This window comes from Streptomyces sp. Inha503 (assembly GCF_047215865.1).
GTDB lineage: Bacteria > Actinomycetota > Actinomycetes > Streptomycetales > Streptomycetaceae > Streptomyces > Streptomyces lycopersici.
Genome location: NZ_CP178360.1, coordinates 11760468 through 11783497, shown reverse-complemented (window position 1 = coordinate 11783497; position 23030 = coordinate 11760468). Strand labels below are relative to the sequence as shown.

The following is a 23030-nucleotide window of genomic DNA, read 5'->3' as shown; positions in this document are numbered from 1 at the left end:
GTTCAGGCGGTCTCGGCGCGGTTGCCGCGTGCCTCGTGGAGGAGTTCGCCCCACCACAGCAGCTCGTCGAGCATCGCCTTCGCGGCGCCGTTCGGGCCCTCAGCGTCCCGTAGCTCGCCCTCCGGGCCGAAGACCTCGTAATAGCGGGGGAACGTCACGACGTTGCGCACCGTGTGGGCCTGGAGTTCGGCGAAGACCTGGCGGAGCTGCTCGATGGCGAGCAGGCCGCCGCTGGCTCCGCTGTAGCCGACGAAGCCGATCGGTTTGGCCTCCCACTCCGTGTAGTGCCAGTCGATCGCGGCCTTCAGGGAGGCGGGGAAGCTGCGGTTGTAGTCGGGCGTCACCACGACCACCGCGTCGGCCCGCTCAAGCCGCCGGGTGAGGTCCGCCATCCCGGCGGGGCGGGCCATACGGGGTTCGAGGGCGGGCGGCACCGCCGGGAGGGCGAGTGGCAGGGCGGTGTCGGCGAGATCGACGAGGTTCACCGTGAAGTGGCCGTAACTCTCGGCCCGTTCCGCGAACCATTTCGCGACCACCGGGCCGAAGCGGCCCTCCCGGACGCTGCCGATGATCACCGCGAGGTTGAGGGGTCCGGCGGGGCGGGGCTCCATGGGCATGGTTTTTCAGCACCTTTCCTTGGGCTGGTGTCCGTTGGATCGCCTTCGAATCTGCCGGGTCCGCCGAGTGCCAGGAAGGCCGGGCCGAGACTGGTAGTGGCACGGCCACGATCCGCACCCGCGCGGCTGCTACGTTCACCATGTGAGCGACAACGAGCTGGGTCTCTTCCTCCGCAGCCGTCGCGAGGCCGTGGCCCCCGCCGACGTGGGGCTGCCCACCGGGGCGCGCCGCCGGACGCCAGGGCTGCGCCGGGCCGAGCTGGCCACGCTCGCCGGGGTCAGCGTGGAGTATGTGACCCGGCTGGAACAGGGGCGCGACCGCAGACCGTCCGCGCCCGTGCTCTCCGCGCTCGCCGACGCGCTGCGGCTGACCGCGAGCGAGCGGGTCCATCTGCACCGGCTGTCCAAGGGCGCCGAGGGCGGGTTCACCTGCCGGGGCGGGGCGGTGCCCGGCCGTACGGTGCGGCCCACGGTGCGGGCGCTGCTGGACCGCCTCGAGCCCGCCCCGGCCGTTCTGTGCAACGGGCTGGGCGAGCTCCTGGCCTGGACGGAGGCGTACGAACGGCTCACCCGGCCGCTGGGGCTCCTCGATGCCCACGGCGCGGACGGCGGCCCGCCCAGCCTCGTCCGCTACGTCTTCACCGACGCGCGGGCACGCACCGCCTACCCCGACTGGGACCGGGTCGCCGACGACCAGGTGGCCGCGCTCAAGCAAGGGCCGTTCCGTGCGGACCCCCACGTCGCGGCCGTCGCCGACGAGCTGACCGTGACCGCCGGTCCGGACTTCGCCGAGCGCGTGACGACCGTGCCCGGGCTGCCGAGGGCGAACGGCGTCCTGCGTCTGGTCCATCCCGAGGAGGGGGAACTCCGCCTGGCCTACGAGACGCTGGAGCTGCCCGCCGACGACGATCAGCGTCTGGTGGTGCACATCCCCGCCGACGACGCCTCCGCCGCCGCGCTGGACCGGCTGACGGGCCGCCGGTCCGGGGCGCTGCGCGCGGTGTCCGGCTGAAGACCGCTGGGGACCCTCGGCCGTCTCACACCTCGTGGGCTGTTCAGCGCGGAATCACCCAGCCCGGCGCCCAGGTCCCGGCGGCGTCGTGGCCGGCCGCCGCGGTGGCGAGGTGCGCGCGGAGGGTGGCCAGCGCCGGGTGGGGGTTGTCGCGGTGCCAGAGGAGCGAGTGCGGGTAGACGGGCGCCGGGTCGGTCACCGGGATGCGGCGCAGGCCGTGGCCGACGGGCCAGATGAGGCGGGTCTGCTCACCCATGAAGGTGGCCAGGGCCGGAGTGTCGGCGACGGTGTCCAGGAGCGCGTCGGAGCCGAAGTTGGGGCCGGTCGCCTCGATGGTGAGGCCGAACTCGGCGACGAGGTCGTCGTAGTAGGCGGCCCATTCGGTACCGGGGACGATACCTGGCATCCAGATCCGGTGCCCGGCGAGCTGGGCGACGGTCACCGACCGTGCGCCCGCCAGCGCGTGAGCGGGGCCGGTGAGGAGCTGGAGCGGCTCGTCGAGCACCCGGACGGACTCGATGTCCTCGGGAAGGGGCCGACCGGGCATGGCGACGGCTCGGAAGGAGGCGTCGATCGTACCGGCCCGGATGGCGGCGACGGCCGCCTCGATGTCGAACAGCATCACCACGTCGAGGTCGATCTCGGGATACGCACGGTGGAAGCCGCGCATCAGGCTCGACTGCGCGCTGCGCGAGGCGATCACGTCGACGCGCAGCGGACGGCGGCCGGTGCGCACGGACGAGACCGCGCGCTCGGCGACGCGCAGCAACTCGCGCGCGTGCGGCAGGAACGCCTGCCCGTCGATGGTGAGCTCCGCGCCGCGCGGAGTGCGGGTGAAGAGCCGCACGCCGAGGCCGCGCTCCAGCGCGGCGATGCGCTTGGAGACGGCCTGCTGGGTGACCGCGAGCTCGGCGGCGGCCTCCTGGAACTGCCCCGCGTCGGCGGCGACGACGAAGGTCCGGACGGTGTCGAGGTCCATGCCGAAACCCTAGAGCCACAACCGTTGGTTGTGGCGGGCGGCCCCGGGGTTGTTTGATCCCTCAGTCCGGGGCTGGCTTTGATGCTTCCGATCGCGGATCGGTTGTGCGAATGAGTGGCGAGGGGGCGTCGGGTATGTCGGGGTTGAGGAGCGGGCACCGACTGGGCCATCTGCTCGGGCATCGGCTGGGGCGGCGGTTCGGGTGGCTCTGGGCGGCGTACGGGACCAGCGCGCTCGGCACATGGCTCGCCTTCGGCGCGTTCCCGCTGATCGCCATCCAGATGCTGCACGCCGGACCGGCCGAGGTCGCCGCGCTCTCCTCCGTCGGGGCCGCGGTGGGCGCGGCCGTGGCGGTGCCGCTCGGCCCGTGGGTGGAGTTCCGCCGCAAGCGGCCGGTGCTGATCACGATGGATCTGGTGCGGTGCGCGGCACTGCTGACGGTCCCCGCCGCATACGCGCTCGGCGCGCTCACCTTCCTCCAGCTCCTGCTGGTCTCGGTCGTCGTCGCGGCGGCCGACATCAGCTTCCGCGCCGCCTCCGGCGCGTATCTGAAGACGCTGCTGCCGGCCGATGACCTGCTCGTCGCCAACGCCCGGTTCGAGTCCACGGCCTGGACGACCACCATCGTCGGACCGCCGCTGGGCGGCGCGGCGATCGGGCTCCTCGGTCCGGTGGCGACGGTGGTGGCCGACGCGATCAGCTACCTGCTCTCGGCCCTGGGCATCCGCGCGATGGGCGGGCACGAGCCGCGCCCGGAACGCCGGGAGGCCGCGCGCATGCGGACCAGGGACCTGCTCGACGGCTGGCGGTACATCCTCGCCGACGCGGCGCTGCGGCCGCTGTTCTTCAACACCGCCTTGTTCAACGGCCTGGTGATGGCCGCCCAGCCACTGCTCGCCGTCCTGATGCTGGGCCGACTCGGGTTCGCGCCGTGGCAGTACGGCCTCGCCTTCGCCGCGCCCTCGATCGGCGGGCTGCTCGGCTCATGGCTGGCCCGACCGCTGGTCACCCGGTTCGGGCAGCACCAGGTCCTGGTCGCGATGGGGGCGCTGCGCGCGATCTGGCCCGTCGGCCTGGCCTTCCTGGGGCCGGGGACCGGCGGTCTGCTGCTGGTGATGGGCGTCGAGCTCGGGCTGATCTTCTGCTGCGGGGTCTTCAACCCCGTCTACGCCACCTACCGCCTTGAGCGCACCGCACCCGATCGGGTCGCCCGCACGCTGTCCGCCTGGGCGGTGACGACCAAGGCCTCGACCGCGCTCCTGACGGCCGTCTGGGGCGTGCTGGGCGGCCTGCTCGGCACGCGTACGGCCATTGCCCTGGCCGGTGTGCTCCTGCTGGCGACCCCACTGCTACTCCCCCGCCGCGCGGCAGCGCGTCTCCCGGAGCCGGAGCCGGAGCCGGAGCCGGAGTCGGAGCCGGAGTCGGAGCCGGAACCGGCACCCCGCCGCGCCTGACGGGCCGCCGCGGGCGTTACCGCGATCGCTTCGGGCCCCTGCTCCGAGAGGCGGAACGCTGATCATCTGGCGCCGTGAGCGCACGCCCTCGCCGGGAGCCGATACGCATCCGCCGATATCCACGCACGTGCGTGCGTGCAGCGGTAGCCGACGGCCACCCGTCGGAGGGAGATACCTGACGGGCTTCAGCTCGGGCGCCGAGTCCCGCCAGGTTGATCATCGTCCCGCACTCACATCGGTGCGCCGCCGGGCCGCTCCGCGCGGCGCGTGGAGAAGAGCACCGAATCGTGCCACTCCCCGGTGCTGGGCGCCTTCCTCGACCGCGAACACCACCTCGAGCACCGCGGCCGGGTCACTCCTCGGCGGGCGGCTCCTGCCCGGGGCGCAGCCACACGGGGCACGTCCACACCTTCCCGAGGAGCCGGACGAACCGTGCCTCCGGATGTCGGTGCACAGACCTTCCCGGCCCACAGGTATGCGGCGCAGGGGCTGTAGGATCTCGGCGGACAAGGGTGCGAGCCACGGATCACCGAGGTCGAGCGCTCTAGGACCAGCTGCCTGGTCAAGCGGCCGCCGCCGGGGACCTGGCCGCGGCCGACAGGAGTGGGTCGCCGAAGTGACAGACAGAGCCATGCATCGTGCCTACAACACCGAACCTTGTGTACCGTCCACGTCCGGCGACGCTGGCAAGTGGATGACACCGAGCACGGCCCCGCTTGCCATCGCACTGCCAGGAACCTTCTGTGCCCCGGCGATATTCGACGGACTCGGACACGCGCTGGCGGGGCACTGCCGACTGCGGGCTCTGTCATGGATGACGGATGCCGACGCATACCGCATCGGCTCGCTCGCCGAGTGGGTCGCCGGCCGTATCAGGGCGGGCAGCGACGAGCCGGTGGTCCTGATCGGGCATTCCACCGGCGGGGCGATCGGCCTGCAAACCGCCGCACGCCACCCCGAGCTGCTGCGAGGTCTAGTGCTGATCAACACCGGCCCCCACATGCGGGGGCACGGAGACGTGGACACCCTGATCGACGCCATCACAACGGATGGAGTCGAGGCCATGACGCGACGTGTGCTGCGGCGCTCGTTCAAGGTCCCTCCGCCGGCGGCCGAGCTGGAGCGCTTCCTCGCCTACGGTAGCGCCGTCCCCACCCGGGCAGCAGTGGAAGCGCTGACGAGCCAGCGCGACACCGACCTGACAGCGGCCCTTCCCACCATCCACGTGCCGGTCGCGGTCGTCCACGGACGGCACGACCCGGTCCGCACAACCGCCGACGCCGCAGCAATGACCCAGACGTTCCCGAACGCCACCTTGCACACGGTGGACGCGGGGCACAGCCCGATGTACGAGTGCCCCGACGCGGTGCGCACCGTAGTCGTGGAGCTCTTGACCCGCACGGCCCGTTGACGGCCCGGACTCCACCTGCGGATCTTCCTCCGTGAGCGAGACGGTCCACGGGTTCTTCTGGACAGCGCCGACGCCTTGCCCCCCAGTGGGTCGAGCCTGTGCGGCATGCTCCGACCCGTTCTCCCAGGTCACGCTGACGCACAATCAGCCGAGTAAAGGAGTCCACCGTTTTCGGCCTGCGTCCCGAGGTGCCTGGAAGCCGGCATCGTGACCGGACGTCGCATGTCTACAGCATACGCTCGAAGTCACACCCAGCACAGACTCAAACGCCCCACCGCACGCGCCGCAGCTCACAGACAGAAACTGCCTCTCACCAGGCTGGACGCGATTTTCGGCATCCGCAGAGCGAGACGCCAGGACCAGCAGGCCCGTGGCTGAGTTGCCGGCCCTCCAGGCTGATGAAGACGGCCCAGAATGCAGGTGGACGCCATGGGATTCCGGCCAGGTCGGTACCGGGCACAGCGATCAACTGTCTGCGCAGGTGTCTTGGCCGACGAGTTGTGCCACGCGCTCCATGCAGCGCATCCGGGCAGGAGAGAAGTCGTAGGGCATCTTGGTGATCGCCTCCAAGGCGCTCATCCGCGTGTCCTCCTCCTCTGCCAGGTCGGCGTCGTAGGTCTCGAAGAGCTCGTCATCGGCCGTGTCCAGCCCGGCTGCCGTGATGGCCTGCATGAGGGCCATGTGGTGGGTGTATCGCTGTACGGCGATCTCCTCGACGCGCGGGTCATCGGGGTCGACGCCGTCGTCGAGGGCGGCCTCGGCCTCGTCGAGACGGTCCTCCTCGGCCCGTAGGTCGGGATGGGTGGCCAGCACGATGTACACGCCGGCCTGTATCGCGGAGCCGAGCGGACCGAAGATCCGTTCCGTGACCAGCAGGGCCTCCATGTCGGAGGCGCGCAATGCGCCAGGGGGCAGGTGGCTGAGCCGATCCGTCACCAGCTCGGAGAGCAGGCCCTGCGGGCTGCCCACAGCCCGCAGGCGCCCGACGGCCGCGCGCCGACGTTTGATGTCGGCCTCCTGGACAGCCAGGGATTCCTCCAGCCGGCCCAGGGTCTCCTCGATGTCCCCGGATTCGTCGAAGGCGGCTCGCATGTCGTCCAGACTGATGCCGACCTCCGCCATTCTGCGGATCCACAACAGGCGGATCATGTCGTCGTAGCCGTAGCGGCGGCGGCCGTCTCCACCGCGCTCGGGTTCCGGCAGCAGACCGATCTGGTGGTAGTGGCGGATAGCGCGTGGGGTGGTCCCGGCGAAGGCGGCAGCAGCGCCGATCTTGACCTGGCGGGGCGGTGTGACGAAGGGGTACATCGCAGACGGAGCCTTTCGTGCTGTGGTGCCTCGACGACACCACATGCCGCTACGGCAGGTGCAACAACACTGCGGGTACCGGTACATCATCCACACAGGCGCGAGCCTGATCAGAGATCTTCGACTCTGACCGACGCTCGCCCCGGCGACTTCACCGCACGAGGCTCCGACGCCATCATGATGTGCCGTGCTGCTGCGTCTGGCCTGCCTCGCCGCGACCAACGCCCTGGCGTTCCTGCGCCTCCTGCCGATGAGTGACAGAGCGAAGGACGTAGAAATCCTCGTGCTTCGGCACCAACTGCTGGTCGTGCAGCGCCAGGTCGGCAAGCCGACCTTCACCGACACTGACCGCGCCATCCTCGCCTGCCTGCTCCACCACCTCCCCAAGGACAAACCGCGCCACCTACTGCTGCTGGTGCGCCCGGGCCAGGGATCATGAGTGCGGCGCGTGGTACCGCACCCCCTGGGTGGCGCTCATCCGGCCATTCTCCTGCATCCGATGAGGGCTTCCGCGATTGCGACGAAGGCTAGGAAGTGCTCGGGGGTGCGTTCGCTTCCGCGTAGGTAGTCGTGGTCGCATCCCTTGTCGCCGTGGAGTTTGCCTGAGCCACATCGGCGGGAACCGCGACGCGAGCGGACCGGCAAAAGGAAGCAGCCCAGCAGGCGGCAGAAGTCAGGGCAGAGGGGGCGGCGACCGGGGCGGGCGGCAGGGTGACGCCGGTGATCAGTGAGCCTGGCGTCAGGGCGATCTCGCGGTGCGGGGTGTCGCCGACGGGCAGGTAGAACTCGGTAAGTGGCGCTCGCCCGGCCCGTCGGCGGGCCGCGCGGTTGGCAGCTGCTCGGGCCCGGTCGCGGTTGCGTTCCGCGACGGGCACCTTGTCCTCCCTCTGCTTGCTGGACGGGGTCCGGCCGGCCCGATGGTTACGGCGTGGAGGACAAACCGGGCCCCGGAGGCGCGGGGCCGTCGGCGCTGACGCCGTTCGTGACCCGCAGGAACTCCAGCTTTTCCGCATCGGCGGAACCCGCGGCCACCGTGTAGACGACGAGGCGGACGTCACAGCCTGGGACGGTGAGCACATCGCAGTCGCACGTCACCTCGCCGACCTGGGGGTGCACGATGGTCTTGCGGGCCGAGACGTGCGGACCGACCGCGCCCTCGTCCCACAGCCGGGCGAACTCCGCACTGGTGGAGCGCAGTTCGGCGACAAGGTCGATCAGTCCACGGTCGCGGGGGTAGTTGACGAGAGCCGTGCGCAGATCGGCGACGAGGGCAAGGTTGAGGGCGTCGCCCTCCTGGAGCACGGGCCAGGCCGCCAGCCCCGAGGGCCCTGCGGCGAAGACCGCCCGCACCAGGTTCCGCTCGACGGGTGTCCGTGCGCTGGGATCGCCCAGCAGCACTGCCCACGCCGGAGTCCAGGACAGCAAGGTCCAGTCGGCACTGAACACGCCCACGGGGAACTCACCGAGGCGAGCCAGCATCCGCTGGACCCCTGCCGGAACATGCGTAGAGATCGTCCCCTCCTGCGGCGGGAGGAGGCCAGCCAGCCGGTAGGCGTGATCGCGCTCCAGGGGTTGCAGCTGTAGTGCCCTGGCCAGGCTCGCGACGACCTGCGCCGAAGGGCTCGTGGCACGACCCTGCTCCAGCCGCACCACATAGTCGACCGACAGCCCCGCGAGCTCGGCCAGCTCCTCGCGCCGCAACCCCACCGCACGCCGTCCGGGCCGCGAGGTCCGCCCGACGTCGATGGGAGAAAGCCGGTCGCGCCAGCGGCGCAATGCCGTGCCAAGGGTCTCGTCCACACAACCATTGTGTCCGTCGTGCAGCCGTTGTGCCTGGTACTGGCTGTCCTACCGTCGCAGAGGGCACTGGTTGTCCTCTCGTCACGGGCCGAGAGTGAACGTATGACGACAACATTCATCACAGGAGCCAACAAGTCCCTCGGGTATGAGACCGCCCGCCGATTGATCGAGGCCGGCCACACCGTCCTCGTCGGTGCACGCGACCCAGGGCGCGGCCAGGCGGCCGCCGACGCACTCGGTGCCCGTTTCGTCCAGATCGATGTGACGGATGACGCGTCGGTGGCCGCGGCCGCCGCCGACGTCGGGGCTCGCGAGGGCGGCATCGACGTCCTGATCAACAACGCCGGCGTCTTCGGGACGCACAGCCCCGCCGACCAGATCACGGCCGCTGACGCAGGCGAGGTGTTCGAGGTCAATGTCGTGGGGATCGTCCGGGTGACGCACGCGTTCCTGCCTCTGCTGCGCACGTCCGCGAACCCGGTGATCGTCAATGTGTCGAGCGGCATGGGGTCCTTCGCGGCCACCCACGACGCCGAGCGCGTCGAGGGCCGGGCCGTCGCGCCGCTGTACACGGCGTCGAAGGCTGCCGTGACCATGCTGACCACGCAGTACGCGAAGTCTTGGCCGGACGTGAAGGTGAACGCGGCCGACCCGGGATACACCGCGACCGACTTCACCGGGCACAGCGGCCCGCAGACAGTGACCGAGGGGACCGACGCGATCGTCGAACTCGCCACCATCGGGACGGACGGACCGACCGGAACCTTCCGTGACCGTCATGGTGAGATGGCCTGGTGATCCACTTCTGAATTTATCTCGCCGGGCATCGTGCACAAGGTCGCCTTGGTGTGGTGGGGCTGGATCACGGCGCGTGCTGCAAGACTCCGCGGCCTTCGATGTCGGGACTCAGATGCGAAGCCAGATGAGCAGAACTCCGGTAGTCACCTTCCAGCGGAAGACGTAGCCGCGCTTGTCGTAACGAGTGACCAGCGCCCGGGACTGCTTCAGGCTGTTGATTGCGCCTTCAACGGTGTTGCCATTCTTGTACCGCCCTTCGTCGAAACCAGGCGGCTATCCGCCGCGCGAACCTTTGCACAGGCGGGCAGCCCGGCTTTCCGCCTTCTCTGGGATCGCGTGCCGAATGCCCCGGCCCCGTGTCGGCCGCGATGCTGTCGAGCTTCGTGCAGGGCGGGGCCCAGAGGCCGATGATGCCGCCACGCCTTCCGCCGCGACGTTGGGGAACCTGCGTTGCTGGGGCGGAGCTACTCGACGGTGCCCCGTATGGTGTCCGTGCGGGTGTAGTCGAACGGCTGGCGCCGGGTGCGGTATCCAGCCTCGTGCAGCCGGCTCTCCACATCACGCACGGAGTACTCGTAGCCCGGCAGCCCGGCAGCCCGGCAGCCCGGTTGCCGCCGTGCCGGGCGGCGATCACGTCCAGTGCCTTCAGATGCTGCTTGACCGGTCCGGCCGCCACGTGCTCGGCGGCCGACGTGCGCCGGGCGGGCGCGCCGTACGCCTCCCCGGTGAGCCCGGCCGAGGCCGCGGCGACCACCGTCACCGCCCCCAGCATCCGCCTGCGCAAGACCACTCGCGTCCCGGGCGTACGGCACCGGCGAAGCCACCGTGACCTGCTGCGCCCCGGCAGCACGGGACAAAGGACTGTCTGCGGGATGAAGCACCGGGACAACACGATCTCTTATCCCGGTGTAAGCGGGAGCCTGCTTGAATCTCCCGCATGAAGACCTCGTCCATCCCCCGCACCCTTGCCCGAACCACCGCCACGAGGCGGCTTTGGCGGCAACTGGCCACGGCCGCGGCAGCACTCATCGCCGCGACAGCCGGAACAGCCGTCCCGGCCCACGCGATCAACGGCGGTGAAGAAGCCAAAAAGCCCTACTCGTTCATGTCCTCCCTACAAGGCCGCGCAGACGGCAAACACTTCTGCGGCGGCACGCTCATCGCCCGGCAGTGGATCCTCACCGCCTATCACTGCCTGGAGGACCACAAGGCCGAGGACCCGGACAAGCTCATCGACCCCGACACCATGCAGGTCCGCATCGGCAGCAACGACAAGACCCGGGGCGGCGAGCTGCGCCGGGTCCAGCGTTTCGTTCTGCCGCCCGGCGACGATCCGGACTCCAACGACATCGCACTGCTCAAGCTCGACCGGCCGGTCGGCAGTGCCCCGGCCGCCTTGCCGCGCACCGCCCCGCGGCCGGGGGACAAGGTACGGATCCTGGGCTGGGGCGACCACCTGATGCCCGACAAGCCCGGCGACCCCTGGCCGGACAATCCGCAACCTCGGATGCTGCGCCAGCTCGACACCCGCCTCATCGAACGCCGCCACTGCCCTGAGATAGGCGGCGAGCTGCCGCCCAACAGCTCCTCCCAGCTGTGCGTCTCGTCCCTGCCCGGCGCCCCCTGGCCACAGACCAGCCGCGCGGGCGACTCCGGCGGCCCCGTGCTGGCCCGCACCGGCGGAACCTGGACCGTACAGGGCGCCGCCTCCCGGGGCTCCGCCAGCGAACAGCAGCACGGCATCTACACCTCCGTGCACGCCTACGCCGCGTGGATCCACGGCGTCCTGAAGCAAGACCGCATCAGGGAACTCGCCGGCAAATAGCCCGTCGCTTCCCGGATCAGAGGGCGCTGGTGGCATCACACCATCGTCGCTGCGGGGCCACATCGCGGAACGGCACTCAGGATTCGCGGCACAGAACACCGGTGCTCTGACCGCACGCGGACGGTCCAGGCCCCACGCCTACGGCCCGTTCGCATTGCGGGCCCATAGGCAGTACGGCCCGTTCGATTACCACCTGACCGTATGACGGCTCACCCCACTAATACTGCCCGTTACGGCCGTTCCGGTACCGCCTCGGGGCACTCCATGCGGAAGCCGAGGCCGCGGACGGTGTCGATGGTGCAGCAGCAGCCCGCTACCGAGGCAAGCCGGGCGCGTAGCCGTTTGACGTGCGCGGTGAGGGCGTTGGTGTCGGTCACTTCGGTGCCCCACAGCTCCTGTAGGATGCCAGAGCTCAGATTGCTGCGGGGCGTTCTGGGGGAGCATGCGGGTCGTGGTGATACGGCTGATCTACCCGCTCGCCTGCCAGACGTTCCGATGCTTGCCCTTCTGGCCCGCTCGAGTACGGCGAAAGATGTCGAGATCTTGATGCTTCGGCATCAGCTCCTCATCGCGCAGCGCAACCGGCCCCAGCCTCGGTTCTCCTGGTGCGACAGGTCCGTCATGGCAGCACTGCTCCGGATCGTCAGCAAGCAGCGTCGTCCGCAACTGGCCCTGCTGGTCACTCCGCGGTTGGTCCTGCGCTGGCACACACGGCTCATCGCCTGGAAGTGGACTTACCCCTCCCGAAGGCCAGGGCGACCGTCAAAGCCCGAAGCCCTACGGCAACTGGTCCTGCGTATCGCGCGGGAGAACCCCGGATGGGGATACCGACGGATCCACGGCGAACTGCTGGGGCTGGGACATAAAATCGCGCCTCGACCGTCTGGGAGATCCTCAAGAAGGCCGGGATCACTTCATCACCGCAACGAGCAGACCGCTCCTGGGGCTCCTTCCTCAAGGCCCAGGCCTCCGCGATCGTGGCCACCGACCGCTTCCACATCGACACCATCCTCCTCCGCCGCTGGTTCGTCCTGTTCTTCATCGACCACGGCACCCGGCGGTGCACATCGCCGGCATCACCACACCCGACCGGCCCCTGGATCACCCAGCAGGCGCGCAACTATCTCATGGACATCGGCAACGGGGTGGAGTCGATCAGGTTCCTCATCCGGGACCGCGGCCGCGTACTTCACCGAAAGCTTCGACGCCGCCTTCCAAGCCATCGGCGCGCGTGTCGTCCCCACACTGCCCCAGGTACCCCGGATGAACGCCATCGCCGAACACTGGATCGGATCATGCCGCCGCGAAGCCACCGACCGCTTCCTGATCACCGGACGGAACCACCTCCGCCTCATCGTCAACGAGTACGCGGACCACTACAACAGATACCGGCCACACAGAACTCTCGAACAACGGCCACCAGACCCGCTGATCACCCCTGAACCATGGCCAGCCAGCGACCCCACATCGGTCTCCCGGCACGATCGGCTCGGTGGCCTCATCCACGAATACAACCTGGTCGCATAGGGTGACAGTGTTTCCGGCACCCACAGGGTGGCTACTCACCAAAACACGCAATTCGCCGATGAGTTCGCCGGTCTCCCCCAACGACAGCCTCAGCTCGAAGTACTGCTCGACCGCGGCCGGCCGACGCTCCTCCAGGCCGGCCGAGGCGGCATCTTCCGCTGTCGCGGTGTGGCCCTCGGCCGCTTCCAGCGGGGCCCCACCGAGATGGAAGCAGCCTTCCATCTCCTGTTCGACACTCGAGCGTTCCCAAGATACTGAACCGAACCGGCACACAGTCCCCGGCGCTCATGAGAACTCCCAAAATCCTTTTGCATACGTACACGCGGTTCAAAGCGACCCGAACGGCACGGCGATGTTCACCCCCTGCCACGGTCGGAAGGAGGAAACGATTCAACCGATCACCATCAGTCGGTCGGCGAAGACCGATGGCGCGACCGCCACGCATGCGATGTCCCGCAGGTCGCCTTCCCAACCACCGAACCGGAGGGAGCAGCAGCGCGGCCCGGCGCGCGACACGCCGCGGGCGGCGGGCCGGGTTACCCTCTCAAGGACCACGGTCACCGCGACCGGTGACCCGCCCGGTGTCAGCGACGGCGGACCTCGAAGCGCTCCACCGCGAGCGTGCCTCCGTCGACGCGGACCCCGAAGCCGTAGCGGTACTGTCCACGGACCTCCGGATCGTCGAGCCGGGCGTAGCGGCCGACGTCAGCGGTGAACAGGTACTGCCAGTCGCCGTCGGCCCCCCGAGCGTAGGCGGTGAGTTCGTCGCGGTGCAGCGCACACGCCAGCCGGGCGTTCGGCCCCGGGTAGCTGATCTTCCCGTCAAGCTGGACGATGCCTTCGGCAGCCGGGTCACCGTTGATCCTCACGTCCCAGCCGGTGCGCTTCTTCCGGTGGTTGTACCAGACCATGAGATAGTTCTGGGCGTCCTTGACCAACCCCGCGAACAGGGTGTCCTGGTTCGGCGCGGCGGCCCCGGCGTACGAGCGCTGGCTGACGACGATCGCGGCCGGCGACTCGTTGGCGACGACAGCCGAGCGCAGCAGCGCGAAGGCGGGTGCCCCATCGGCCGCCACCGTGAGCGCGCCATCGCTGGCGCGCACCATCCCGGGGCGTCCCTCCGGATCCGGTGCCAGCACGGTGAATCCGGGGAGCCCACGGTGGAACTCCTGCTTCAGCAACAGATTCGGGTAGTTCTCCGTTGTGGGTTCCGGCGGCAGGAGGTCGACGTCACGTAGGTGCCGGTCCAGGGCGGTTTGCAGTTGTCGCGTCTGGTCGGGCAGCCGGGTGGCGAGGTTCTCGGCTTCGCCGGGATCAGCCACGAGGTCGTACACCTCGGTCCGCCCGTCGTGCAGGTGCCGCAACAGCTTGTACCGGCCGCTGCGGACCGAGGCGGTGGGCGCGCCAGGGTCATGCCAGTGCGGATATACCCAGAACAGGTCGGTGCGTCGCGGCGCCGCACCGCCGGCCAGGAGGCCGGCGAAACTGGTGCCGTCGAGGTGTTGTCCCGGCGGTCGGGTGACAGCGGCGATATCGAGCAGTGTGGGCATGAAATCGATGGTGCTGAAGGGGGTGTCGACGACGCGCCCGCCGGGTCCTGCCGGGTGGTAGGCGATCATCGGCACGCGGACACCGCCCTCGTACAGAGTCGCCTTATTGCCCCGCAGCGGGGCGCTTGTCGCCACGGCGCGGTCGCCACCGTTGTCCGACAGCAGCAGGATGACGGTGTTCTCGGCGATGCCCAGCTCTCGCAGCGTGTCCCGGATCGCGCCGACACCGTCGTCGATGACTTCCAGCATCGCGGCGAGTACCGGGTTCCTGCCCGGCTCCCCGGCGCCCGCCTTCGAGGCGTACTTGTCGATCAACGGCTGCGGTGCCGCCAGTTTCGTGTGGGTGGCGTAGTGCGACAGATACAGGAAGAACGGCTTCCCCTCGTCCTTGGCGCGGGCGATGAAATCGACAGCTTCCAGGTTGAGCCGGTCGGTGAGGTACTCGTTCTCCTCACGAGCGGGCAGATCCGGCAGCATGAAATAGGGGTGGAAGTAGTCACCGTCGGCGATGTACTTCTGCTCCGAGGCGACGACGTCGGTGAACCCGTGGGACCACGGGTTGCCGGGCCGGTCGCGCACCGGGCCGGTGTAGGACTCGCTCAGGTGCCACTTGCCGATCAGGCCGGTGCGGTAGCCGGCGTCGCGTAACGTCTCCGGCAGGGTCTGGTAACTGGTCGGCAGAAAGTCATCACCGGTGGCACCGAGGAATTCCGTGATACCCACGCGCGCCGGGTACTGCCCGGTCATGATGCTGGCCCGCGTCGGCGAGCAGACCGGTGCTGCGGCGTAGCCGGCCTCGAACCTGATCCCGTCCGCGGCGAGGCGATCCATGTGCGGGGTCTCGTTGAACGTGTTGCCGTAACAGCCCAGCTCTCGCCGGGCGAGGTCGTCGATGAGAACCACGATGATGTTGGGTTTCGCCCCGGCCTCAGCGACGTCGGCACTCGCCGCCGTGCTGACCGCGCCACCGAGGCCGGCGGCGGCCAACCCCCGCAGCACTGTGCGTCGATCCGGCATCGATACTGTCATAGCGAGGACCTCCGGTCTGGTCGCCAGCTGCGTCGGCCATGTGGTGGCCAGCATCTGAGGATGATGTCGAGTGGGTGCGCCGCCTGGCGCCACGCGTCCGGGCCGCAGGGTCGTAACGCGGTCCGGCTCGTCGTTTCGAGCGGAAGGTACCCGGAGCGGGCACCCGAGCAGCAATCTGGCCGAGCCAACGTGACGTCATGGTTGGCTCGGTGTGTTCCCGTGCCGACCGCAGCCCTGACCCTGCCACATATCACGCCGCCGATTCACCGGATCCCCGACCCGGTACGGAGAGATATCACAGCTGACCGGACACGCGTCAAGCACGTCGGCAACATGACCTACGTTCCACCGAACGAGCCCGGGTCGGCGAATCCGGTGTGAACCGTTGGTCAGATCCAGCCGTCGTGGGCAGGTGACAGAACCAGTTCCGAGAAGTGGGAGGAGGGGGGAGCTGACGAAGGTGGCACAGAGCAGGTCATGCCGGGGCAGACGAGAGCCCCACACCTGCGCGGCAGGCGAAACGTCAGCTCGTCGCGTGACGAGCCCGAGCGAGCACCGCCCGGTGGATCGTTGCCCGGGGCTGCCTCCGCCGAGCTCGGTTGTGAGGGGCTGGACCGGCGGAACGCGGTCGCGCGACACGTTCGGGGGCGTCGGCGACTTCCCTGGGGTCGGTGCCCGCCAGGAGGGTGGCGCCGTTGTCCTCGTTGATGACGCGCAGAGCGGCCGAGGCCGCCGCAGCGTGCAGGCGCACCTGAAGGCCGTCGCCCGGGAGTCGCAGTCGCCCCGCGAAGATCCCGGCCATTTCGCGCTCCACCTGGTCGCAGGCCATCAGCCACGCAGTGCGACTGGCCGGTTCCTTGTCGGCCAGCAGGATCATTTTCACTGCGAGCATCTCGTCGGCCCGCTCGATATCGCTTGCTTCCCGACCGAAACTGGTGGCCTCCGCGGAGACATGCTCTTCTGGCGAGAGATCCCGCTTGAGCCGCTCCGGCCTCGGGCGTGGGCGGTCGGGGTGCTGCCGAGGCGACCGGGAAAGCTGGAGACGCCGAACGCATCCGGGACAGCCGCGGACAGTTGCTCCCTGTCTTTGGCAACGCCGACGCCGTCGCCGTCGCGCTCAACTTCCGGGGCTCCCCACACATTCGCTCCGACACGTTCTGCACAGCCGTCCCGACTGGGATGTCCTCGCTCTGTAAGAGTTCGATTGTTCCAACATCGCCATGTGCCGAGTCGGATGAAGGGCATGAAACTGCGTGTCCGTCTTCCGGTGTTCAAGGCCAGTACGATGCCCGCACGGCGGCGTCGATCGGCCGGTAGCTGGGGGTGGCGTTCGCCGTGTGCTTCGCCACCGGGTTGGTCAGTCACTTCATGCAGCATCCGCCAGGCTGGCTGGCCAACAACATCCCGAGCCGTCCTACGTGGGGCTATCGGCTCACTCAGGGACTTCATGCCGCCTCTGGCATCGCGGCAGTTCCGTTGCCGCTGGCGAAATTATGGGCAGTGTATCCGCGGTTGTTCGAGTGGCCACCGTTGCGGTCGGTCAAGCACACCTGGAACGACTATCGGTCGCGGGTGCTGGTGGCCGGAGCCCTCGACATTCGCCCAAGTGTCTTCACCTGCGCAGGGCCCGGCGGCATCATGGTCTGTGGTGCTGCTGCGCCTGGCCTACCTCGCCGCGACCAACGCCCTGGCGTTCCTATGCCTCCTGCCGATGAGCGACAGACAGAAGGACGTCGAGATCCTCGTACTCCGGCACCAACTGCTGGTCCTACAGCGTCAGGTCGGAAAGCCGACCCTTGCTACGCGGAGGAGGGCGCGGCGAACCGGCATCGCGACCTGCTCAAGCGGCGCCATGCCGCGACCGGCGTACCCAGGCGACGCGAACGCCCACGCACCATCCCATCGATACGCACCCTGGTCCTACGCCTGGCCAGGGAGAACACCTCATGGGGATACCGACGGATCCACGGCGAACTCACAGCGCTGGGAATCAAGATCGCCGCTTCCACGGTCTGGGAGTCTCAATGGCCGTTGAGTGCTGGAATCGTACGATGGGACGGTGGGGAGCCGGCTACCGAGCGACTGCCGTGCGATCGGTCCGCGTTCACACCAGGAGCGAAGGGAGCCCCGTCGGGGCAGGGTGACCAAATGGGTTCTCTGCCCCGACGGAGCTCGGCCGGCCGGGCGGCGGGTTACCGGTGCCCGGCAGAGACCGATGCCGTGTGCGGCGCTCCCCTGCTCAGCCGAAGTTCACGTCGCTGCACCACATGTAGGCCTGGTCGAGGTGCGAGGCCTGCCAGATCACGAACAGGATGTGGTGTCCGGTGTAGCCGGAGGTGCTGACGTTGAACGTGTAGTCCGTCGCCGGGCCGAAGCGGCCGGTCTGCGTGATGAAGTCGAGGTTGCCCCAGCCCAGGGTCTGGGTCTTGGGGTCGAAGCCCTGCTTGCTCACGTAGGCCATGAAGTAGTCGGCACCGTGGGACGCCTGGTCGTGCACGTGGACCGAGAAGTTGTTGCCGACGGTGGTCGTCTTCCACTGCCCGGGCTTGTTCAGACTGGCGTTCCTCGAGAGGTTGTTGCTGCAGAGCGTCCCATTGGGGGTCTGCGACTGGAACTGGCCACCGAGGCCGTCGCGGAGCGCGCTCATCCAGTTCCACATGGTGTCGGGGTTGGCCTGGAAGGCCTGCCAACACATGGGGTCTTCGGTCTGCATGGCCGGGTTCATGTGGTCGTTACCCCACCTTTCCCAGCAGTGGTACGCGCGGGAGGCGGGGCCGACGACGGAGCCGTGAGCCTGGGCGGGGGCCGACCAGGTCAGTGCGCCGACAACCACGGCGAACAGCATGGCGAGCGCCTGGAGAGGCCGGCGGAGGGCCGACCGGGAACGCCCGGTTAACGGGCTCTGTTTGCGCATGTGGGGGGAACTCCTTCCAGTTGAAAGGCACCATGGGAGCGCTCCCAACGTACGACTTCCGAGTGAAATGTCAATGAAACAAACGGAGTTGATTACAGGGGTGGGCGGCGATCAGGGAATCTGCCGTGAGCCGGGAGTCACGGGAGGCTTCGGCGACTTCGGTGGCACGACAGTCAGAACCCTTCCCGAAACCGGAAAGCGAGGGTACGGCCTGCCTGCGTTCCGCGTAATTCGGAGCTCAGAGAGCCACGACACTGCGGGTGCCGATGAATCATCCACGCAGGTTGGGAGCCTGATCACGGATCTTCGGTGCTCCTCGACATTCGCCCCGGGGTCTTCACCTGCGCAGGGCCCCGGCGGCATCATGATCTGTCGTGCTGCTGCGTCTGGCCTACCTCGCCGCGACCAACGCCGTAGCATTCCTACGCCTCCTGCCGATGAGCGACAGACAGAAGGACGTCGAGATCCTCGTACTCCGGCACCAACTGCTGCTCCTACAGCGTCAGGTCGGCAAGCCGACCCTCACCGACAGCGACCGTGCCACAGCGAACTCACAGCGCTGGGGATCAAAGTCGCCGCCTCCACGGTCGGGGAAATCCTCCGCGAGCAAGGCATCCCACCCTCACCCGAACGGCAGAGCACCACCTGGCCGACTTTCTTCGCCGTCATCGAGCACACCACCAGGCGCATCCGGATCCTCGGCGCCACCCCACACCCCAGACCGCACCACTCCGCCCACTCCCCCGCCCGATCGACGCGCCAGGGGAGAGCAGACACCTGGACGTCCGCCGACGAGACCGACTCGGCGGAACCCTCCATGAGTACCAACATGCCGCCTGACCAGCCTGGACGATTTATCGGCACCCGCAGGTGTTCAGCGGCACGGTGGGTGTGTGGATGCACATGAAGTGAACCGTGTTCGGGCGACGTTGGCGTTATTCGGGCTACGTCACCCAGAACGTAGCGGCGCTTGCGGAGCCGTCGTCCCAGCCAAGCCCAACCCGGACCCGCCAACCCCCGAGGAAGCCGCGCTGGTCCTCAACACCGCGTGGCAGCGCGACCTGGACTGGGGCAAGTTCCTGTTCATGACGATGGCGACCGGATCCCGCCGCGGCGAGATGCGTGCCCTGCGCTGGTCAAACATCGGTGACCGTCCGGCCCGTGGAATCGACGAGAGCGGCGGCGTCCCGCTTGAACCCCGCGGTGTACCGCTTCGTGTACTTGCTTCCCACCTGGTGCTACTTTCCCTGGAATCCCATATCCCAGTCCGCAGGTGTCCGCGATCAAGGGGTAGCGTCAGCCTGGAGGCTCACCCTGGATCGGCAACAGCTCTCGAGGCGATGACTGCGGCTCGGTCGCTTTGCGCTGCTCAGGGCTGGCTACAGCTCGGCGGGAAGCACGATCGGCTTCCCACGGTAGGGCGGCAGTTCGAACGTGGGCGCCGCGAAGGCCGGGGGATTGGAATTCTTAACAGGTTGCTTCAGGACGTCTTGGGCGAGAGTGTCCAGCTGGTGCATCTGGCCGATCGCGGCGTCCACCTGTGGGAGGTGTCCGGAGAAGCCGATGTTCAGGTTGTCCAGAATCTTTCCGTAGAACCGATTGAATGTGTCTGCTGCCTTCCAGGCAGAGGGGTCCTTGTCGTATTTGCACATCATCGGATCGTCCAGAATCCGAACCACATCACTGTTCGATGGCAGTGACAAGTCACCTCCAGTAGGGGTGCATTCGGCGTCGCCGTATTTGTAAAGTCTGCGTTTGCGTAGCTGGTCGAACGAGTAATAATGGGACAAGTTGCGGTTTTCGTCCCACATTCGGTCCTTGCTCCCTTCACCTTCCTCGATGATGTCCAGGAGCAGGGCTTTGGCGTCATCGGCCCCGTCTTCGCCGGCGCGGACGGAGATGTTGTCCTGTCCGCCGAAGTAACGGTACTGAAGGCCCAATCGGCCCTCGGGGAAGACTGTTCCCGCCCCCTTCTGTTGGACGAGGTAATCGATACCGTCGATGACAGCCTTGTAGAAGTCTCCGATGGACATGTACGCCTCGGGGACCAAGCGCGGAAGTTCCCGCACCAACGCGCTGATGTCGGTGGAGGTGCCGGTGAGGGTCCCCGTTTCCGGGTGATACTCGCCGGTGGTGAACGGAGGGCAGGTGGGTGGGTCAGGCTGCTCGATGGCGAGTCCTTGGTTCCAGTAGGCGTCGCCGAAGGGCAGCAGCCGAACCAATTTGATGGTGTCGATCATCGGGAGCTGGTGTGGATAGGTGAGGGCTGCGGCCTTGATGTCTGGGGTGCCGTCGACAGCGATCAGGGTGTTGGCGACGACTGCCAGGTGGCGCATCTCCGTCACGGTGATGCTCCGGAGGATGTGCAGGACGTCTCCGTAGTTTTGACGGTTGCGAATGGTGAACCAGCCCGACAGGTAAGCCGGGATGGTGGCGAGTTCGACGGCGAGTGCCTTCTGTAGATGATCCTTCAGCTCTTGAATTGTTGTGATCGGAGTGTCCTTGTTCTGCATGGTGTTTCCATCCTGCCGGTGCGGGCGTGGGGCGCTGTCGGCAGGCCGGCGGGCAGTCCGGTGATCATCCCGGCGGGCCGCCCGCGGTGGCCCGCCAGAATTACGAGCACGTCTCGGGGGGCTGCGTCTTGGGCCAGTTGTTGTTCACCAGCCACTGATAGGCTTTCAGCACATTGCGTTTGCCTCGGGACAGTTCCCTCGTGACAGGCATGTACACCGTGGAGGACCGGAGCTTCGGGTTGCACAGCTGCACGATCTGATCGATGTTCTTCTCCACGGCCGTACTGTCGCCGAGGTCCAGTTGGGCGTAGTACTTCATGGCCGGGTACAGCAGGTCGTACACGCGCAGGACGTTCTCGTAAAGCCACTCCCAGGCAGCGTCTTTCGAGAAATTGCTGTCGGCGTAGGCCGCGCCGAACTGCTGAGGAAGATCGTCGTCGAAGGGGAGCACGCGTACGCAGCCGAAGGAAGCGGACGCGGTGGTGAGCCTGATGCCGGGCTCGGGGGGAGGCGGAACAAGAGGTGCGAGATCCGGAACGGGATAGACGAACGGAGGAATGTCCTCGGATTCAATGAAGAAAGCGAGGACAGCGTTGCCCGGAAGGTTCGCCGTAAAGGTGATGTCGACTTTTCCGACTCCAGCCTTGACGGTGACGGCCTGCTCTTTCAACTGGACGATCCCGTCATCTTCGTCTGCCAGTTGCCATTGTTGTCCCCCAAGGGGCGGCGCCGGGCTCGCCAGGTACTGCCTCACCTGAACGGTGATGTCCCGAGTGGGTGCTAGCCCATGCTCTCGCACCTGGAGGCTCATCCTCCCGGTGTCGCCCCGATCGAGGTAGACGCTGCGGTCGTCAGTCTCCGCGATGACCGGGCGCTCGGCCAGTGCACTTCTCACCGGGGTGCTGGGATTTGCGACGACGTCCAACAAGCCCGATCTGATGCTATCGAGGAGATTGGGGACGTCCGGCAACGGGAGATCGACGATGCCCGCGCGGCTCTCGTAAGCGGCCTTGTCGTAATCGGAGGTGGAGATTGAACCCACCGTATTCGCAAACCAGCCCAGTCCGAAGCGCGTAAGAGCCCGCACTTCGAGTCGGCCGGCGTTGTACTTTTCGCGGGTACTGGAGACCTCGGGAATGGCGTTGCCCAGGTCCAGACTGAGATGGGTGGGTTTGGAGGATCCCGACGGCTGGAGCTCAGCGAAGATCGGCCCGAGCCATGCCTTTTTCTCAGGGTCCTTCCTAGTGGGGCAGGGTTTACTACAGAACAGCACCCGCCCGCCTGGTGAGGACCTCAATTCGTCTTCGTACCACAAACCGAGGGTCCCCACCACGGTGGCCACGGAGGGATTGGCGGAAGGGACTCGGTTCTCGGCCAACTCCTTTTCCCATAGGGCCGCCAGGGCGGCGTACCGCTTGTTCGTGTCGGTGATGGGGATGTCTTTGAAGACATCGGCGGTGAAGGCGCCGGACAGATAGGCCGAGAGGCGGACCATCAGGCCGCGCACATGTGGTTGTTTCAGCCCGTCCTGTAGCGCTCTCAGCAGCGCGGACGGCGTGTCAGGGTCCCATTCCAGGTTCTCTGTCGGCAGGCAGGTCTGGAGGACGACGCCTCCGACACCGTCGCCGACGACCGGTTTCTCCTTGTCCAGATCGAGATTGCGGTTCATGGTGAGCCAGCGGGAGGTCATGCACGGGGCGTCCTCCTCGAGCGTTCCGGTGAGGAAGCGCTCGGGAGCCGCTCGGGTACCAAGGTTGAATCGCCGCAGCAGGAAGTTGGTGCACCAGTAAGAGGCGGGGTCGTTGTCGACCATCCGTGGGGGTGTGTTGAAGGTACTGCCGGGGAACGGGTCGCCGACCACGTCCAGGACCGCACCGACGACGGGGTCATCAGTTACCACCTCGCCACCGAGACTGGTCTGGCCGCCGGTGATGACCGTCTGCTGATCCGTGCTGTGCAGCCACCACTCCATGCCGCCGTAATAGTTCCACTCGGCCGGGCACACTCTCAACTCACGCTCGCCGCCAACGTCCGGGTCGGGCGGCACCAGATGCAGCGAGCGGGCATACTCCGGGAACTTACTCTTGGCGTTTGCCTTGTCGATTTTGTAGTTTTGAAGGTGCGTCCAGTTCAGGTCGGTTTGACTGAAGTCGTAGATGGGCCAGTAATCGTTGTTGTTGGCGGTGCCGGGGTTCCATGTGGCGGCCCCCTTGAAGTAGAGCCGGGGGACGGACAACGTACTCACGGATTCTCCTGTGCCTGTCGTGCTGAGGTGGGTGGGAATTCCGGTCCC

The 23030-nt window shown here is 67.7% G+C and carries 17 protein-coding genes and 4 pseudogenes; 9 read left to right on the top strand and 12 right to left on the bottom strand.

Annotated elements, in window-relative coordinates:
- Nucleotides 1–2 precede the first annotated feature (2 nt).
- A complete protein-coding gene (locus ACJX2R_RS48580; protein ID WP_413105381.1) occupies nt 3–617 on the bottom strand; it encodes an NADPH-dependent FMN reductase in 615 nt (204 codons plus the stop codon).
- 142 nt (nt 618–759) lie between these two features.
- On the opposite strand from ACJX2R_RS48580, the gene ACJX2R_RS48575 reads away from it, so the two are divergent.
- Nucleotides 760–1629 carry a helix-turn-helix domain-containing protein gene (locus ACJX2R_RS48575; RefSeq protein ID WP_413105380.1) on the top strand — a complete coding sequence of 290 codons (870 nt, stop codon included), beginning with the start codon at nt 760–762 and terminating at the stop codon, nt 1627–1629.
- Nucleotides 1630–1672: 43 nt separating this feature from the next.
- Here the strand turns inward: ACJX2R_RS48575 and ACJX2R_RS48570 are convergent, their stop codons facing one another.
- Nucleotides 1673–2608 (bottom strand): LysR family transcriptional regulator, encoded by a 936-nt coding sequence (locus tag ACJX2R_RS48570; protein WP_413105379.1) that lies wholly within the window; start codon nt 2606–2608, stop codon nt 1673–1675.
- 134 nt (nt 2609–2742) lie between these two features.
- Between ACJX2R_RS48570 and ACJX2R_RS48565 the strand changes: the two genes are divergently transcribed.
- Nucleotides 2743–4062, top strand: a complete 1320-nt coding sequence (locus ACJX2R_RS48565) for an MFS transporter (protein WP_413105378.1) — start codon at nt 2743–2745, stop codon at nt 4060–4062.
- A gap of 442 nt (nt 4063–4504) precedes the next feature.
- Nucleotides 4505–5473, top strand: coding sequence for an alpha/beta fold hydrolase (locus ACJX2R_RS48560; RefSeq protein ID WP_413105377.1), 969 nt, complete (start codon nt 4505–4507; stop codon nt 5471–5473).
- A gap of 465 nt (nt 5474–5938) precedes the next feature.
- On the opposite strand, the gene ACJX2R_RS48555 is transcribed toward ACJX2R_RS48560, so the two are convergent.
- Nucleotides 5939–6781 (bottom strand): MerR family transcriptional regulator, encoded by an 843-nt coding sequence (locus ACJX2R_RS48555; RefSeq protein WP_413105376.1) that lies wholly within the window; start codon nt 6779–6781, stop codon nt 5939–5941.
- Between the two features lie 187 nt (nt 6782–6968).
- Here ACJX2R_RS48555 and ACJX2R_RS48550 point away from each other — a divergent pair, with 187 nt between their 5' ends.
- Nucleotides 6969–7220, top strand: coding sequence for a hypothetical protein (locus tag ACJX2R_RS48550; protein ID WP_413105375.1), 252 nt, complete (start codon nt 6969–6971; stop codon nt 7218–7220).
- Nucleotides 7221–7461: 241 nt separating this feature from the next.
- On the opposite strand, the pseudogene ACJX2R_RS48545 reads toward ACJX2R_RS48550, so the two are convergent.
- Both ACJX2R_RS48545 and ACJX2R_RS48540 read right to left on the bottom strand, forming a co-directional pair.
- A pseudogene (locus ACJX2R_RS48545) lies at nt 7462–7595 on the bottom strand (xanthine dehydrogenase family protein subunit M); the annotation flags it as partial.
- Nucleotides 7596–7702: 107 nt separating this feature from the next.
- The gene (locus tag ACJX2R_RS48540) at nt 7703–8581 is read right to left on the bottom strand and encodes a helix-turn-helix transcriptional regulator (RefSeq protein ID WP_413105374.1); all 879 of its coding nucleotides are present in this window, start codon (nt 8579–8581) and stop codon (nt 7703–7705) included.
- 102 nt (nt 8582–8683) lie between these two features.
- Here ACJX2R_RS48540 and ACJX2R_RS48535 point away from each other — a divergent pair, with 102 nt between their 5' ends.
- Both ACJX2R_RS48535 and ACJX2R_RS48530 read left to right on the top strand, forming a co-directional pair.
- Entirely contained in the window at nt 8684–9379 is a 696-nt protein-coding gene (locus ACJX2R_RS48535) for an SDR family NAD(P)-dependent oxidoreductase (RefSeq protein WP_413105373.1), read from the top strand.
- Nucleotides 9380–10316: 937 nt separating this feature from the next.
- Nucleotides 10317–11204 carry a S1 family peptidase gene (locus tag ACJX2R_RS48530; RefSeq protein ID WP_413105372.1) on the top strand — a complete coding sequence of 296 codons (888 nt, stop codon included), beginning with the start codon at nt 10317–10319 and terminating at the stop codon, nt 11202–11204.
- A gap of 230 nt (nt 11205–11434) precedes the next feature.
- On the opposite strand, the gene ACJX2R_RS48525 is transcribed toward ACJX2R_RS48530, so the two are convergent.
- A complete protein-coding gene (locus ACJX2R_RS48525) occupies nt 11435–11596 on the bottom strand; it encodes a winged helix-turn-helix domain-containing protein (protein ID WP_413106145.1) in 162 nt (53 codons plus the stop codon).
- Nucleotides 11597–11606: 10 nt separating this feature from the next.
- On the opposite strand from ACJX2R_RS48525, the pseudogene ACJX2R_RS48520 reads away from it, so the two are divergent.
- Nucleotides 11607–12566, top strand: a pseudogene (locus ACJX2R_RS48520) (hypothetical protein); the annotation flags it as partial.
- Here ACJX2R_RS48520 and ACJX2R_RS48515 read toward each other — a convergent pair.
- The 3 genes from ACJX2R_RS48515 to ACJX2R_RS48505 form a co-directional block, all read right to left on the bottom strand.
- Complete coding sequence (locus tag ACJX2R_RS48515; RefSeq protein ID WP_413105371.1) at nt 12498–12953, bottom strand: BTAD domain-containing putative transcriptional regulator; 456 nt, start codon at nt 12951–12953, stop codon at nt 12498–12500. The pseudogene ACJX2R_RS48520 and the gene ACJX2R_RS48515 overlap by 69 nt on opposite strands.
- Nucleotides 12954–13315: 362 nt before the next feature.
- Nucleotides 13316–15298, bottom strand: coding sequence for a sulfatase-like hydrolase/transferase (locus ACJX2R_RS48510; protein ID WP_413105370.1), 1983 nt, complete (start codon nt 15296–15298; stop codon nt 13316–13318).
- A gap of 535 nt (nt 15299–15833) precedes the next feature.
- On the bottom strand, nt 15834–16202 hold the full coding sequence (locus tag ACJX2R_RS48505) for a hypothetical protein (protein WP_413105369.1): 369 nt from the start codon (nt 16200–16202) through the stop codon (nt 15834–15836).
- 351 nt (nt 16203–16553) lie between these two features.
- Here ACJX2R_RS48505 and ACJX2R_RS48500 point away from each other — a divergent pair.
- Nucleotides 16554–16903 (top strand): annotated as a pseudogene (locus ACJX2R_RS48500) (molybdopterin-binding protein); the annotation flags it as partial.
- A gap of 55 nt (nt 16904–16958) precedes the next feature.
- A pseudogene (locus ACJX2R_RS48495) lies at nt 16959–17392 on the top strand (integrase); the annotation flags it as partial.
- Between the two features lie 157 nt (nt 17393–17549).
- On the opposite strand, the gene ACJX2R_RS48490 reads toward ACJX2R_RS48495, so the two are convergent.
- The 3 genes from ACJX2R_RS48490 to ACJX2R_RS48480 all read right to left on the bottom strand — a co-directional run bounded on the left by ACJX2R_RS48490 (nt 17550) and on the right by ACJX2R_RS48480 (nt 22982).
- Complete coding sequence (locus ACJX2R_RS48490; RefSeq protein ID WP_137982052.1) at nt 17550–18155, bottom strand: lytic polysaccharide monooxygenase; 606 nt, start codon at nt 18153–18155, stop codon at nt 17550–17552.
- Between the two features lie 1448 nt (nt 18156–19603).
- Nucleotides 19604–20737 carry a ferritin-like domain-containing protein gene (locus ACJX2R_RS48485; protein ID WP_413105368.1) on the bottom strand — a complete coding sequence of 378 codons (1134 nt, stop codon included), beginning with the start codon at nt 20735–20737 and terminating at the stop codon, nt 19604–19606.
- Nucleotides 20738–20837: 100 nt separating this feature from the next.
- Nucleotides 20838–22982 carry a hypothetical protein gene (locus tag ACJX2R_RS48480; protein ID WP_413105367.1) on the bottom strand — a complete coding sequence of 715 codons (2145 nt, stop codon included), beginning with the start codon at nt 22980–22982 and terminating at the stop codon, nt 20838–20840.
- Between the last annotated feature and the right edge of the window lie 48 nt (nt 22983–23030).

Bases quoted from the DNA above. Each gene is read 5' to 3' on its own strand.
- ACJX2R_RS48515 (WP_413105371.1), bottom strand. From the start codon at position 12,953: ATGGAAGGCTGCTTCCATCTCGGTGGGGCCCCGCTGGAAGCGGCCGAG.
- ACJX2R_RS48530 (WP_413105372.1), top strand. From the start codon at position 10,317: ATGAAGACCTCGTCCATCCCCCGCACCCTTGCCCGAACCACCGCCACG.
- ACJX2R_RS48555 (WP_413105376.1), bottom strand. From the start codon at position 6,781: ATGTACCCCTTCGTCACACCGCCCCGCCAGGTCAAGATCGGCGCTGCT.
- ACJX2R_RS48560 (WP_413105377.1), top strand. From the start codon at position 4,505: ATGTCGGTGCACAGACCTTCCCGGCCCACAGGTATGCGGCGCAGGGGC.
- ACJX2R_RS48485 (WP_413105368.1), bottom strand. From the start codon at position 20,737: ATGCAGAACAAGGACACTCCGATCACAACAATTCAAGAGCTGAAGGAT.
- ACJX2R_RS48565 (WP_413105378.1), top strand. From the start codon at position 2,743: ATGTCGGGGTTGAGGAGCGGGCACCGACTGGGCCATCTGCTCGGGCAT.
- ACJX2R_RS48505 (WP_413105369.1), bottom strand. From the start codon at position 16,202: ATGCTCGCAGTGAAAATGATCCTGCTGGCCGACAAGGAACCGGCCAGT.
- ACJX2R_RS48490 (WP_137982052.1), bottom strand. From the start codon at position 18,155: ATGCTGTTCGCCGTGGTTGTCGGCGCACTGACCTGGTCGGCCCCCGCC.
- ACJX2R_RS48580 (WP_413105381.1), bottom strand. From the start codon at position 617: ATGCCCATGGAGCCCCGCCCCGCCGGACCCCTCAACCTCGCGGTGATC.
- ACJX2R_RS48535 (WP_413105373.1), top strand. From the start codon at position 8,684: ATGACGACAACATTCATCACAGGAGCCAACAAGTCCCTCGGGTATGAG.
- ACJX2R_RS48570 (WP_413105379.1), bottom strand. From the start codon at position 2,608: ATGGACCTCGACACCGTCCGGACCTTCGTCGTCGCCGCCGACGCGGGG.
- ACJX2R_RS48510 (WP_413105370.1), bottom strand. From the start codon at position 15,298: ATGCCGGATCGACGCACAGTGCTGCGGGGGTTGGCCGCCGCCGGCCTC.